The sequence below is a fragment of the Streptomyces sp. NPDC023481 genome (genome assembly GCF_055560195.1).
Map to the genome: position 1 here is coordinate 490,899 of NZ_JBVHJE010000001.1, position 13,441 is coordinate 504,339.

General features: G+C 72.6%; 12 protein-coding genes. 9 read left to right on the top strand and 3 right to left on the bottom strand.

Annotated elements, in window-relative coordinates:
* Positions 1 to 92 precede the first annotated feature (92 nt).
* Positions 93 to 2,423 (bottom strand): beta-xylosidase/alpha-l-arabinosidase, encoded by a 2,331-nt coding sequence (locus ACZ3ZD_RS02415; RefSeq protein WP_467392597.1) that lies wholly within the window; start codon positions 2,421 to 2,423, stop codon positions 93 to 95.
* A 115-nt stretch (positions 2,424 to 2,538) separates the two neighbouring features.
* Here ACZ3ZD_RS02415 and ACZ3ZD_RS02420 point away from each other — a divergent pair, with 115 nt between their 5' ends.
* The 3 genes from ACZ3ZD_RS02420 to ACZ3ZD_RS02430 all read left to right on the top strand — a co-directional run bounded on the left by ACZ3ZD_RS02420 (position 2,539) and on the right by ACZ3ZD_RS02430 (position 6,174).
* Entirely contained in the window at positions 2,539 to 3,570 is a 1,032-nt protein-coding gene (locus ACZ3ZD_RS02420; RefSeq protein WP_467392599.1) for a LacI family DNA-binding transcriptional regulator, read from the top strand.
* Positions 3,571 to 3,689: 119 nt separating this feature from the next.
* Positions 3,690 to 5,030 carry an endo-1,4-beta-xylanase gene (locus ACZ3ZD_RS02425; RefSeq protein WP_467392601.1) on the top strand — a complete coding sequence of 447 codons (1,341 nt, stop codon included), beginning with the start codon at positions 3,690 to 3,692 and terminating at the stop codon, positions 5,028 to 5,030.
* A 73-nt stretch (positions 5,031 to 5,103) separates the two neighbouring features.
* A complete protein-coding gene (locus tag ACZ3ZD_RS02430) occupies positions 5,104 to 6,174 on the top strand; it encodes an LCP family protein (protein ID WP_467392603.1) in 1,071 nt (356 codons plus the stop codon).
* A gap of 113 nt (positions 6,175 to 6,287) precedes the next feature.
* Here the strand turns inward: ACZ3ZD_RS02430 and ACZ3ZD_RS02435 are convergent, their stop codons facing one another.
* Positions 6,288 to 7,454 (bottom strand): THUMP-like domain-containing protein, encoded by a 1,167-nt coding sequence (locus tag ACZ3ZD_RS02435; protein ID WP_467392605.1) that lies wholly within the window; start codon positions 7,452 to 7,454, stop codon positions 6,288 to 6,290.
* Between the two features lie 91 nt (positions 7,455 to 7,545).
* Between ACZ3ZD_RS02435 and ACZ3ZD_RS02440 the strand changes: the two genes are divergently transcribed.
* From ACZ3ZD_RS02440 to groL, 4 genes are all read left to right on the top strand, one after another.
* Entirely contained in the window at positions 7,546 to 8,520 is a 975-nt protein-coding gene (locus ACZ3ZD_RS02440) for a polysaccharide deacetylase family protein (protein WP_467392607.1), read from the top strand.
* Complete coding sequence (locus tag ACZ3ZD_RS02445; RefSeq protein WP_467392609.1) at positions 8,517 to 9,329, top strand: polysaccharide deacetylase family protein; 813 nt, start codon at positions 8,517 to 8,519, stop codon at positions 9,327 to 9,329. The genes ACZ3ZD_RS02440 and ACZ3ZD_RS02445 overlap by 4 nt, the downstream gene beginning before the upstream one ends.
* Before the next feature lie 279 nt (positions 9,330 to 9,608).
* Positions 9,609 to 9,917, top strand: coding sequence for a co-chaperone GroES (gene groES, locus ACZ3ZD_RS02450; RefSeq protein WP_066995800.1), 309 nt, complete (start codon positions 9,609 to 9,611; stop codon positions 9,915 to 9,917).
* Positions 9,918 to 10,034: 117 nt separating this feature from the next.
* Positions 10,035 to 11,660 (top strand): chaperonin GroEL, encoded by a 1,626-nt coding sequence (gene groL / locus ACZ3ZD_RS02455; protein WP_467392611.1) that lies wholly within the window; start codon positions 10,035 to 10,037, stop codon positions 11,658 to 11,660.
* Positions 11,661 to 11,732: 72 nt separating this feature from the next.
* Here groL and ACZ3ZD_RS02460 read toward each other — a convergent pair whose 3' ends face one another.
* Positions 11,733 to 12,176 carry an ATP-binding protein gene (locus ACZ3ZD_RS02460; protein WP_467392613.1) on the bottom strand — a complete coding sequence of 148 codons (444 nt, stop codon included), beginning with the start codon at positions 12,174 to 12,176 and terminating at the stop codon, positions 11,733 to 11,735.
* 209 nt (positions 12,177 to 12,385) lie between these two features.
* Between ACZ3ZD_RS02460 and ACZ3ZD_RS02465 the strand changes: the two genes are divergently transcribed.
* A complete protein-coding gene (locus ACZ3ZD_RS02465) occupies positions 12,386 to 13,228 on the top strand; it encodes a helix-turn-helix domain-containing protein (protein ID WP_467392615.1) in 843 nt (280 codons plus the stop codon).
* Complete coding sequence (locus tag ACZ3ZD_RS02470; RefSeq protein ID WP_467392617.1) at positions 13,225 to 13,431, top strand: DUF397 domain-containing protein; 207 nt, start codon at positions 13,225 to 13,227, stop codon at positions 13,429 to 13,431. Before ACZ3ZD_RS02465 ends, ACZ3ZD_RS02470 begins: the two co-directional genes overlap by 4 nt.
* Positions 13,432 to 13,441 lie beyond the last annotated feature (10 nt).

The following is a 13,441-nucleotide window of genomic DNA, read 5'->3' on the forward strand; positions in this document are numbered from 1 at the left end:
GGGAGATGCAGGTGCAAGGCCTGCCCGGCGCTCCACTCGACACCCCGCCCCGGGATCCCGGCGGCGGGGTGTCCGCGTTCCGTCCCGGTGTCCTACTCCCCGGCCTCCCCGGCGTTCTCCTGGCCGGCGTCCTCCACCACCTCGCAGCGCAGCCGCCGTTCCGGCCCGACCACCCGCGTCGGCCCCGTCAGCCGCAACCGCGCCCGGTGCCGTACCTCCGCGCTCGACGGGCCGACGCGCAGTTCCAGCTCGCCGGGTTCCACCACCCGCGCCCCCGTGCGGTCCGTGAAGGACGACAGGTCGGCGTGGAAGCGGAAGGTGAGGCGGCGCGCGGCGCCCGGGGCCAGGTCCAGGCGCCGGTAGCCGACCAGCCGCACGTCCGGGCGGGTCACCGAGGCCACCGGGTCGTGCAGATAGAGCTGGACGACCTCGGTACCCGCCCGGTCACCGGTGTTGCGGACGGTGACGGAGAGGTCGTACGACCCGTCCGTGCCGATGTCGGCCGCGGAGCCCGCGAAGTCCTCCCAGGCGAACGCGGTGTACGAGCGGCCGTGCCCGAACGGGTACAGCGGGGTCGGATCCAGGCTGCTGACCTCGCCGGCCAGGCCCAGCGGCGGCTGGAGGTAGGTCCACGGCTGGCCGCCGGGCAGCCGCGGGACGCTCACCGGGAGCCGGCCGGAGGGGTTCACCCGGCCCGACAGCACCCCGGCGACCGCCGGGCCGCCCTCCTCGCCGGGGAAGAAGGCCTGCACCACCGCGCCGAGCCGGCCGTGCCAGCGGCCCAGGGCGTAGGGGCGGCCGGTGAGCAGCACCAGGACCACCGGGACGCCCGTCGCCACCAGCGCGTCCAGCAACTCCCCCTGCACACCCGGCAGTCGCAGGTCCGTCGCGTCGCAGCCCTCGCCCGAGGTGCCGCGCCCGAACAGGCCCGCGCGGTCGCCGAGCACCGCCACGCACACGTCCGCCTCCGCCGCCCGGGCCACCGCCTCCGCGAAGCCGGCGGTGTCCGGGTCCGCGACGCCGCAGCCCTCGGCGAACGTGACCTTGGCGTCCGGGAGTTCGGTGCGCAGGGCGTCCAGCACGGTGGGGATCTCGATGCCGACCGGGACGTCGGGGTGGTGGGTGAGGACATGGGAGGGGAAGGAGTAGCAGCCGAGCATGGCGAGGGCGTCCGCCGCGCGCGGACCGACGACCGCCACCCGGGTGTCCGGGGCCAGCGGCAGCAGCCCGTCGGGGTTGTCCAGCAGCACCACCGACTCCCGCGCCAGCCGCCCGGCGACGGCCCGGTTCGCCGCCGAGTCCAGGTCGAGCGGGCCCTCCGGCTCCGGCCGCCAGTCCTCGTCCAGCAGGCCCAGCTCGCACTTCTGGAGCAGGACGCGGCGGGCCGCGCGGTCCACCAGGGACCGGGGTACACGTCCCTCCCGTACGGCCGCCACCAAGGGCTTGCCGTAGCAGTCGACGGTCGGCAGCTCCACGTCGATGCCGGCGGCCAGCGCCCGGTGGGCCGCCTCCGCCTCGTCCGCCGCGACCCGGTGCAGGCTGCGCAGGAAGGCGATGCCGAAGTAGTCGGCGACCACCGTGCCGGTGAACCCCCACTCCTCGCGCAGCAGCCCGGTCAGCAGCCCCGGGTCGGCGGAGGCCGGCACGCCGTCGGTCTCCGTGTAGGCCGCCATCACCGAGCGGGCGCCGCCCTCGCGCAGTGCCATCTCGAACGGCGGCAGGGTGACGTCCGCGAACTCCCGCACCCCCGCCCGTACCGGGGCCAGGTTCCGGGCGCCCGCCGAGGACGCGTACCCGGCGAAGTGCTTGAGCGTGGCGATCACACCGGCCGACTCCAGGCCGCGCACATAGGCCGTGCCGATGGTGCCGACCAGGTACGGGTCCTCGCCGATCGTCTCCTCGACCCGTCCCCAGCGCGGGTCGCGGACGACGTCCAGGACGGGGGCCAGGCCCTGGTGCACCCCGGCCGCGCGCAGGTCGCGGCCGATGTGCCGGCCCACCTGCTCGACCAGCTCCGGGTCGAAGGAGGCGCCCCACGCGAGCGGGACCGGGTAGGCGGTGGCCCGCCAGGCGGTGAAGCCGGCCAGGCACTCCTCGTGCGCGACCGCCGGGATGCCGAAGCGGTTCGCGGCGGCGATCCGGCGCTGGGCACGGGCCAGCGCCCGCGCGCCGACGTCCGGGTCGACGGGGGCGGTGCCGAAGGAACGGGTCAGCTGGCCGAGGCCGTGGCTGATCAGCTCGTCCCAGTCGTGGGCGGCGGTCATCTCGCGCTGGAGCGGGGCGACTCCGTCGCCGTCCGTGGCGGCGCCCACCCACACCCCGTACAGCTGGGCGGCCTTCTCCTCCAGGGTCATCCGGGACAGCAGGTCGGCCACCCGGGCGTCGGCGGGCAGGGCGGGGTCGCGCCAAGGAGCGGTGGTCATGGAACTCCCGTCTCGACTCTGCTACGAATGTTTCGAGTAATACCTCGAATGTTCCGGGAACCTATGGCGCGCCAGGGCCTTCGTCAAGAGGTACGGCGGGGATACGATCGCGGGCATGACGCCTTCGAAGCCCGCAGAAACGCAGACGGCGACCCTCGCCGAGATCGCCCGGGAGGCCGGGGTCTCCGCTCCGACTGTTTCGAAGGTCCTCAACGGCCGTGCCGACGTCGCCCCCGCCACCCGCACCCGCGTCGAGGAGCTGCTGCGCGTCCACGGCTACCGGCGCCGGCGCGCCGAGGCCTCCCGCTCGCCCCTGATCGACCTGGTCTTCCACGAGCTGGAGAGCGCCTGGGCGCTGGAGGTCATCCGGGGCGTGGAGAACGTCGCCCGGGACGCCGGGCTGAGCGTGGTGCTCTCCGAGTCGGCGGGCCGGCTCACCCCGGGCCGGACCTGGGCCGACCAGGTCGCCGCCCGCCGCCCGCACGGCGTGGTGCTGGTGCTGTCCGGGCTCGACGAGTCCCAGCGGGCGCTGCTGACGAGCCGGTCCATCCCGTTCGTGGTCATGGACCCGGCCGGCGACCCGGGCCCGGACGTGCCGTCCATCGGCGCCACCAACTGGCAGGGCGGGCTCGCCGCCACCCGCCACCTGGTCGACCTCGGGCACACCCGGATCGGCGCGATCAGCGGGCCGTCCCGGATGATGTGCAGCCGGGCCCGGGTGGACGGCTACCGGGCCGCCCTGGAGACGGCCGGACTGCCGGTCGACCCCTCGCTCGTCGCGGCCGGCGACTTCCACCACGACGCCGGCTACCGCCTGGGCCTGGAGCTGCTGCGCCGCCCGGACCGGCCCACCGCCGTCTTCGCCGGCAACGACCTGCAGGCGCTCGGCCTGTACGAGGCCGCCCGCGAACTGGGCCTGCGCATCCCGGAGGACCTGAGCGTGGTCGGCTTCGACGATCTGCCGGTGGCGCGCTGGGTGGGGCCGCCGCTGACGACCGTGCGGCAGCCGCTCACGGAGATGGCGGAGGCCGCGGCCCGGCTGGTGCTGGAGCTGGGGCGGGCGCAGGAGGACCGGGCGGCGACGCGGGTGGAGCTGGCGACGAGCCTGGTGGTCCGGTCCAGCACCGCAGCGCCTGCGGGGGCGTAGCGGCACGCGCACGGCGGCGGCCCCGGCGGGTCGGGCATTCGTATTGACGGGGGCGGGGGGCCACCCCACACTGCTCCGCAGTCAATCGGTTTCTCGACCGAAACTTTCGGAGGCCCGTCATGAGATCCTCCCTGTGCGCCGTGCTGGCCGCGCTCGTCGCCGCCGTCGGCCTGTCCACCGCAACCGCGCACGCGGCCGACACCCCGCTGCGCGACCTCGGCGCGGCGAAGGGCAAGATCGTCGGCACGGCCGTCACCGGTTCCAAGCTCACCGGCGGCTACGGCGACGTCACCGGCACCCAGTTCAGCTCCCTCACCCCTGGCAACGCCATGAAGTGGGGGAGCGTCGAGCCGGTCCGGGGCAGCTTCGACTGGACCGAGGCCGACCAGATCGTGGCCTTCGCCCAGGCCCACCACCAGCAGGTACGCGGCCACACCCTGGTCTGGCACAGCCAGAACCCGAGCTGGCTGACGAACGGCAGCTGGACCCCCGCCCAGCTGGGCGGCCTGCTGCAGAACCACATCAGCACCGAGGTCGGCCGCTACAAGGGGAAGATCGCCGCCTGGGACGTCGTGAACGAACCCTTCAACGAGGACGGCACCTACCGCTCCGGCCTCTGGTACAACGCCCTCGGCTCCGGCTATATCGCCAACGCTCTGACCTGGGCGCACGCGGCCGACCCGGACGCGAAGCTGTACATCAACGACTACAACGTGGAGGGCGTGGGCGCGAAGTCCACCGCCCTGTACAACCTCGTCAGGTCCCTGAAGCAGCAGGGCGTTCCCATCGACGGCGTCGGTCTCCAGGCCCATCTGATCCTCGGCCAGGTGCCGTCGACGCTCCAGCAGAACATCCAGCGTTTCGCCGACCTCGGCGTCGACGTGGCGATCACCGAGCTGGACGTACGGATGCAGCTGCCCGCCGACAGCGCCAAACTCGCCCAGCAGGCAGCCGACTTCAAGTCCGTGGTGGCCGCCTGCGCGGCCGTGTCCCGGTGCGTCAACATCACCGTCTGGGGCTTCACCGACGCCGACTCCTGGGTGCCGGGCACCTTCCCCGGGTACGGGGCGGCGACGCCGTACGACGAGAACCTCCAGCCGAAACCGGCGTACTACGGCATCGCGGAGGCGCTCGGCGGTTCCACCACCACCCCGCCGCCGGGCAACGGCGGCTGCACCGCCGCCTACACCGTCACCAGCCAGTGGAACACCGGCTTCACCGGCCAGGTGAGGATCTCCTGCTCCGGCGCCTCCCTGTCCGCGTGGAAGGTGAACTGGAGCTACGGCGCCGGCCAGCAGCTCACCCAGGCCTGGAACGCCACCTGCACCCAGTCCGCCGCGGCCGTCTCCTGCGCCAACGCCCCCTACAACGGCTCGGTCCCGGACGGCGGTTCGGTGACCTTCGGGTTCAACGGGTCCTGGAACGGGAGCAATCCGGTGCCCGTCGTGACGCTGGGATGAGAATTCCCGAAGAAAACCGATTCGGACGGCTTCCGCTAACAGTCCGCTCATCATTCGGACTTACGTTCCTGTCGTGACGCGACACACGGAGCAAGAGGGGCAAGGGGAGCGGGAGGAGCCGGGCGGCACGGGCAGACGGACGGGCCGGCGACCGAGAGCACTGCGGATCGCCGGCCTCACCCTGGCCGGCACCCTCGTGCTGGCCGCGGCGGCGGCCGGCTGGGCCTACCGGCACCTCGACCGCAACATCCGAAGCGTCGACATCGACGGCGCGCTCGGCGACGACCGTCCGGCCGGTGCCCTGCTCACCCCGTCCGCCGGCGCCTCCCCGCTGCCCACCGGCTCCCTGAACATCCTGATCCTCGGCTCCGACTCGCGCAGCGGCAGGGCCAACCAGGAGCTGGGCGGCGGGGACAGCGGCGGCGCCCGCTCCGACACCGCGATGGTCGTGCACCTCGACGCGGGCCGTACGAGGGCCACCGTCGTCAGCATCCCCCGCGACACCCTCGTCACCCGCCCGTCCTGCCCGCTGCCCGACGGCGGCAGCACGGCACCGGCGTACGGCACGATGTTCAACAGCGCCTACGCGGTGGGCGGTCCGGTGTGCGCGGTGAAGACCGTCGAGTCGCTCACCGGCGTCCGTGTGGACCACTACCTGGAGATCGACTTCTCCGGCTTCGCGAAGCTGGTCGACGCGCTCGGCGGGGTCGACGTCACCACCACCGAGGACATCGACGACGACCAGAGCCATCTGCACCTCCGGGCCGGTACCCACCACCTCGACGGCAAGCAGGCCCTGGCCCTCGCCCGCACCCGGCACGGCATAGGCGACGGCAGCGACCTCGGCCGCATAGGGTTGCAACAGGCGCTCGTCAAGGACCTGTTGGAGCAGCTCTCGGGCGCCGGCCTGCTCACCGACCCGGCCCGGCTGTACCGGGTCGCCGACGCCGTCACCGCGAGCCTCACCACCGACACCGGCCTGGACTCCCTGAGCGAGCTGATGAGCCTCGGCCGCAGCCTGCACGGCCTGACCGCCGACCGGGTGCGGACGGTCACCATGCCCGTCGTCACGGCCCCCTCCGACCCCAACCGGGTCGTCGCCGAGGAGCCGCGGGCGAGCCGGCTCTGGGCGTCCCTGCGCTGATCCGCACGACCCTCCGGCTGACCGGCCGGTCTGCTGCGGTGCGCTACGCGCTGAAGCAGCCGACCGGCCGCCCGCACGGCAGAGCCTGCCGGCGTCGGGGAAGCGCGCCGGTGTCAGCCCAGCGGGTGGCCGATCAGCATCGTCGGCGCCCCGGCGACCCGGGTGAGGAACACGGTGGCCGCGTTCGGCCCCTGCGGCCGTACCTTGCGGCGCAGCTCCTCCGGTTCCACCGCCGAGCCGCGCTTCTTCACGGTCAGCACCCCGACCTCGCGCTGCCGCAGCAGCGCCTTCAGCTTCTTGACGTTGAACGGCAGCCGGTCGGTGATCTCGTATCCGGTGGCGTACGGCGTGGGCCGCGGCTCGTCGGCGGTGACGTAGGCGATGGTCGGGTCCAGCAGCCCGCCGCCGACCTCCTCGGCCACCTCGGCGACCAGGTGGGCGCGGATCACGGCACCGTCCGGCTCGTACAGGTAGCGCCCCACCGGCCGTACCGCGGGATCGGGCAGCCCGCGGCCGGACAGGGTGCGCGGGCCGGGCAGCAGCGTGGCCCGTACGGCGCCCGGCGCGCCCGTCCCGAACCACAGCACCGCCTCCTTCACGTCCCCGCCGTCGGAGATCCACTCGGCCTCGGCCGCCGCCGGGACCACCTCGTGCGGGATGCCCGGCGCGATCTTCAGCGCGGCCCGGGGCGCGGCGAGCGCGGCCCCGACCGCCCAGGACAGCGGCGGCGAGTACGCCTCCGGGTCGAACACCCGGCCGCGCCCGCCCCGGCGCGCCGGGTCCACGAACACCGCGTCGTACCCGGCGGTGTCCACCTCCGTGACATCGGCCTCGCGGACCTCGATCAGTCCGGCCAGCCCCAGCGCCTCGGCGTTCGCCCGGGCCACCGCCGCCGTGAGCGGGTCCCTGTCCACGGCCAGCACCCGGATCCCGGCCCGGGCCAGCGCGATCGCGTCCCCGCCGATCCCGCAGCACAGGTCGGCGACCGAGGTCACACCCAGCTCCCGCAGCCGCCCGGCCCGGTACGCCGCCACGCTCGCCCGGGTGGACTGCTCGACCCCGTGGGGCGTGAAGAACATCCGCCCGGCGTCCCGCGCCCCGAACTTCGCCACCGCCCGCTGCCGCAACCGGGCCTGGCCGAGCGCGGCCGAGACCAGCTCGGCCGGGTGGTCGCGGCGCAGCCGGGTGGCCACGGCCAGTTCCCGGGCGGGCTCGGTGTCCCGCACCTCGTCGAGGAGGGCGCGGCCTTCGGGGCTGAGGAGCAGAGCGAGGTCGTTCACCGGGTCATTGTGGGCCAGTCGGTGGATGGTGTGCCCGGCGGCGGCGGTGTCGGCCGGGAACGGGGGCGGGGGTCTGGGAGGATCCGACGCCATGCGAGAAGTACTACAAAATGACAAAAAGCGGGCGGGGCGCGCCGCGAGCACCGCCCGGAGGACGGCCGTGAGCGCCTGCCGGAAGACGGCCGTGAGCACCTCCCGGAAGGCGGTCGTCGGCTCCGCGGCTCTCACCCTGACCGCCGCCGCCCTCGTCTCCGGCTGCGCCGGCGGTACCGAACCCGCCACCGGCCACGGTGCCCCCGCCCCCGCCCACGCCATGGACCCCCGGACCCGGGCGGCCGTCGAACGCGCCCGGCTGGCCGCCGCCGCCCGGCGCTGGGGCCTGGACCGCGCCCCCCTCACACCCCCCGCGCCCCCGGCGAGGAAGCCGAAGATCACCCCGCGCGACGGCTTCGAGGTGGACGGCCAGGAGGAGGAGAACCTCCCGCCGGTCTTCACCACGATCCCCACCAAGCAGCGGATCGTCTTCCTCACCATCGACGACGGCGCCGAGAAGGACCCGGCGTTCCTGCGCATGATGAGCGAGCTGAAGGTGCCGTACTCGGCCTTCCTCAGCAACTACCTCGTCAAGGACGACTACGGCTACTTCCGCCGGATGCAGGCCCAGGGCGTGACCCTCAACAACCACACCCTCACCCACCCCTACCTGCCCGGGCTCACCTACGAGGAGCAGAAGGACGAGATCTGCGGCATGCAGGCCGTCATGAAGAAGCAGTTCGGCAAGGCGCCCACCGTGCTCCGGCCGCCGTACGGCAACTACAACGGCGACACCCTGCGCGCCGCCAAGTCCTGCGGGATCAAGTACGCGCCCATCTGGGACGAGGAGGTCTTCGTCGACCACTGGGAGTACCGCGACTGGGACCGCAGCCTGCACCCCGGCGACATCGTCCTCACCCACTTCCGCGGCCGGAACGACTGGAACGGCACGATGGTGGACGACATGCGGCGCTTCCTGGACAAGGTCACGCGCGAGGGCTACGCCGTGGCCCGCCTGGAGGACTACCTGTGAGGCGCCTGCGGGGCCCGGCCGCGGTCCTCGCCCCGGCCCTGCTCCTGGCGGGGTGCGCCCCGTCGGTCGACCCCATCGAACGCCTCGGCGAGAAGGCCGCCGAAGGGGTACGCCCGCACGCCACCGCGCCCGGCCCCGGCTACCGGCACTGGGGCCTGGCCCGGCCGCTCGTCCGCCTGCCGGTGCACCCCACCCGCCCGCTCGCCGAGCACTCGGGGGCCGCCGCCCTGCCCCCGGTGGTCGACCACGTCCGCACCCGCGACCCGGTCGTCTTCCTCACCTACGACGACGGCGCCGAACGCGACCCCCGCTTCGTCGGCATGGTCCGCGACCTGCGGCTCCCGGTCACCCTCTTCCTCACGGACAGCGTCGCCGCCCCCGGCTACGGCTATTTCGCCCGCCTGCGCGCGCTCGGCGCCGGCATCGAGAACCACACCGTCGACCACCGGGCGCCGGCCGGGCTGCCGTACGCCGGCCAGCGCGCCGAGATCTGCGGCCAGCAGAGCCGCCTGCGCGCCCGCCTCGGCGTCACCCCGCGCCTCTTCCGCCCGCCCTACGGCTCCTACGACCGCACCACCCGGCGCGCCGCGGCCGGCTGCGGCATCTCCACCCTCGTTCTGTGGCGCGCCGCCCTCACCCCGGCCGGCCTCACCTACACCCACGGCCCCCACCACCTGCGCCCCGGCGACATCGTCCTGATGGGCCCGGACGAGTCGACGGGCCCCCCGCTGCGAGAACGCGCGGTCCGGGTGGTCAGGAACGCCCAGGAGAGGGGCCTGACCGTGGGGCGCCTGGAGGACTACCTCTGACCACCGGCCCGCCGCCCACCGATCACCGGCCGCCGCCCACCGGCCCGCCGCGCCGGTCCGCCGGGCACCCGCGCACCGCTCGCGGCCGACGCGCCACACGGCAATTGGCACTCCGCTTGACCGAGTGCTAATCCCGGTCATAGTCTCGGGTCTGGCACTCCCCCCTGGAGAGTGCCAGACAAACGCGACGGGCAGGTCCGGCACCCGCGACGACGGATCGACCTGGTCGCCACCTCAGACAGTTAACCCCGTGAGATCTCCGAAGGGGGAGGTCGGATCGTGACGACCACCAGCTCCAAGGTTGCCATCAAGCCGCTCGAGGACCGCATCGTGGTCCAGCCGCTCGACGCCGAGCAGACCACCGCCTCTGGCCTGGTCATCCCGGACACCGCGAAGGAGAAGCCCCAGGAGGGCGCCGTCCTCGCCGTGGGCCCGGGCCGCTTCGAGAACGGCGAGCGTCTGCCGCTCGACGTCAAGGTCGGCGACGTCGTCCTGTACAGCAAGTACGGCGGCACCGAGGTGAAGTACAACGGCGACGAGTACCTCGTCCTCTCGGCTCGCGACGTGCTCGCGATCATCGAGAAGTAATCACCTCAAGCAACTCTCTGCTTGAGCAGCGCCCCTGGCCCCCGCATCCGATAAGAAGCCGGGCGCCCGGGGCGCTGCGTTTTTCACCCACAGATTCCCGAGAGGGCTCCCGCTGCCATGGCGAAGATCCTGAAGTTCGACGAGGACGCCCGTCGCGCCCTTGAGCGCGGCGTCAACAAGCTTGCCGACACGGTGAAGGTGACGATCGGCCCCCGCGGCCGCAACGTCGTCATCGACAAGAAGTTCGGCGCCCCCACCATCACCAACGACGGTGTCACGATCGCCCGCGAGGTCGAGATCGAGGACCCGTACGAGAACCTCGGCGCCCAGCTGGTGAAGGAGGTGGCGACCAAGACCAACGACATCGCGGGTGACGGCACCACCACCGCCACCGTCCTCGCCCAGGCGCTGGTCCGCGAGGGTCTGAAGAACGTCGCCGCCGGTGCCTCCCCGGCCGCCCTGAAGAAGGGCATCGACGCCGCGGTCAAGGCCGTCTCCGAGGACCTGCTCGCCTCGGCCCGCCCGATCGACGAGAAGTCCGACATCGCCGCCGTCGCCGCGCTGTCCGCCCAGGACCAGCAGGTCGGCGAGCTGATCGCCGAGGCCATGGACAAGGTCGGCAAGGACGGTGTCATCACCGTCGAGGAGTCCAACACCTTCGGTCTGGAGCTGGACTTCACCGAGGGCATGGCCTTCGACAAGGGCTACCTGTCGCCGTACTTCGTGACGGACCAGGAGCGCATGGAGGCCGTCCTGGAGGACCCGTACATCCTCATCCACCAGGGCAAGATCTCCGCCATCACGGAGCTGCTGCCGCTGCTGGAGAAGGTCATCCAGGCCGGCTCCTCCAAGCCGCTGCTGATCATCGCCGAGGACCTGGAGGGCGAGGCCCTGTCGACCCTCGTCGTCAACAAGATCCGCGGCACCTTCAACGCCGTCGCGGTGAAGGCCCCCGGCTTCGGCGACCGCCGCAAGGCGATGCTGCAGGACATGGCGGTCCTCACCGGCGCCACGGTCATCTCCGAGGAGGTCGGCCTCAAGCTCGACCAGGTCGGCCTTGACGTGCTGGGCTCCGCCCGCCGCGTGACGGTCACCAAGGACGACACCACCATCGTGGACGGCGCCGGCAACTCCGCCGACGTCCAGGGCCGGGTCGCCCAGATCAAGGCCGAGATCGAGAACACCGACTCCGACTGGGACCGCGAGAAGCTCCAGGAGCGCCTCGCGAAGCTGGCCGGCGGCGTGTGCGTGATCAAGGTCGGCGCCGCCACCGAGGTGGAGCTGAAGGAGAAGAAGCACCGTCTGGAGGACGCCATCTCCGCGACCCGCGCCGCGGTCGAGGAGGGCATCGTCTCCGGTGGTGGCTCCGCCCTGGTCCACTCCTCCAAGGTCCTCGAGGGCAACCTCGACAAGACCGGCGACGAGGCCACCGGTGTCGCGGTCGTCCGCAACGCCGTGGTCGAGCCGCTGCGCTGGATCGGCGAGAACGCCGGCCAGGAGGGCTACGTCATCGTGTCCAAGGTCAAGGACCTGGACAAGGGACAGGGCTACAACGCCGCCACCGGCGAGTACGGCGACCTGATCAAGGCCGGCGTCATCGACCCGGTCAAGGTCACCCGCTCCGCCCTGGAGAACGCCGCCTCCATCGCCTCCCTGCTGCTCACGACCGAGACCCTGGTCGTCGAGAAGAAGGAAGAAGAGGAGCCGGCCGCGGCGGGCCACGGCCACGGTCACGCCCACTGAGCTCGGTATTGACCTGAACTGAGCCATGGTGCCCGGTACCCCCGCGGGGGTACCGGACACCATGCGTCTTCGTCAGCGCGCCTCACCGGACACGACGGCCCACACGGTCTTGCCGGGCGCGCCGGCCCGGGGTGCCGTGCCCCACTCCTTGGCGAGTGCCGCGACCAGGAGGAGACCGCGGCCACCGTCCCCGTCGGCCGGGGCGCCCCGGGCGACGGGCAGGCGCTCCCCGCGGGTGTCGCTCACCTCCACCCGCACCCGTCCCGCCTCGGCGCTCAACCGCAGCTCGGCATCTCGTCCGGGGACCCGTCCGTGAGTGACGGCGTTGGCGGCCAGCTCGGCGACGATCAGCTCGACCGTGTCGTGCACCGGCGTCCCGTAGGGCCAGCCCCAGGCGTCCATCTGCTGGGAGGCGAGGCGCCGGGCGAGACGGGCGCCGCGCGGGGTCGCCGTGAACCGCAACGTGAAGCCGGTCCCGGGGCCCGGCCCGTGGGTGCTGTGGGGAGGGGTGGTCATGCGCCCGAGGTTCTCGTTCCCAGACACGCCTGACCAGGAGAAACGGCTCTACGGCCGCAGGCTGTAGGGGTATGGCGGCCCGGTGTGGGGGTTGTCGGGAGCGAGTCCCGGGCCGACCGGTCCGCTCACCGGCCGCCGGATTTCACTCACACGAGGCAACTTGTGCCTTCTGGGGCGTGGTTGGCGCACGGGCGTCCTACTGTGCAGCCATGGATACGGGTGCCGATGCGGGTACGGGGGGCGCCGAGCCGGACTCGAACGTCGAGTTCCTGCGCTGCTTCGGCCGGCAGATGAAGCTGCTGAGGGAGGCGGCCGGGCTGACCCAGCCGCAGCTGGGGAGCCTGGTCGGGTACGGCGAGGCGCAGATCGCGGCGGTGGAGCAGGGGCGGCGCATTCCCAAGCCGGAGCTGATCGACGCGGTGGACCGGGCGGTGGGGGCGCGGGGCGTCCTGGTGGCCATGAAGGAGGAGGTGGCCAAGGCGCGGTATCCGTCGTTCTTCCGGCGGTACGTGCAGGTGGAGGCGGAGGCTGTCGAACTGCACGCGTACATCAGCCATGTGGTCAAGGGACTCCTGCAGACGGAGGAGTACGCGCGGGCCGTGTTCCAGATGTGGCGCCCGCTGCTCAGCGAGGAGTCGATCGAACAAGGAGTGTCCGCCCGCATGGAAAGGCAGAAGCTCTTTTCGCGCCGACCTGCTCCGCTCCTGAGCTTCGTCATCGACGAGAATGTGCTCCGCCGACCGTTGGGCGGTCAGGAAGTCTGGCGCGGCCAACTTGAGCAGCTTCTCATCTACGGCCATCAACGCAATGTCGAGATGCAGGTCATGCCGCTCTCGCGGGAGGAACATGCCGGACTGGCGGGGCCGTTCACATTGATCCACTCGCCCAGAGGGCGCAGGATGGCCTACATGGAGGTGCAGGACGTGAGCGCCCTGTACGCGGAGCCGAAGAAGGTCAGTCCGCTCGAAGCGACGTATGGCGTTCTCCGAGCACAGGCGCTGACTCCTCGTGAGTCGCTGGCCTTCATCGAGAAGCTGTTGGGAGAGCTATGAAGGAAGTCAGCCCCGAGCCTGCTGTCGGCGAGCTGAGCTGGTTCAGGAGCAGCTACAGCGCGGGCAATGGCGGCGACTGCGTCGAGGTCGCGGCCGCGGGTACGGCCGTGCTGGTCCGTGACTCCAAGCGGCCGGAGGAAGCGTTTCTCTCCGTGGGCGCCGATGAGTGGGCGGCGTTCGTACGGATGGCCGCGCGCGGCTGAACGGTGCGAC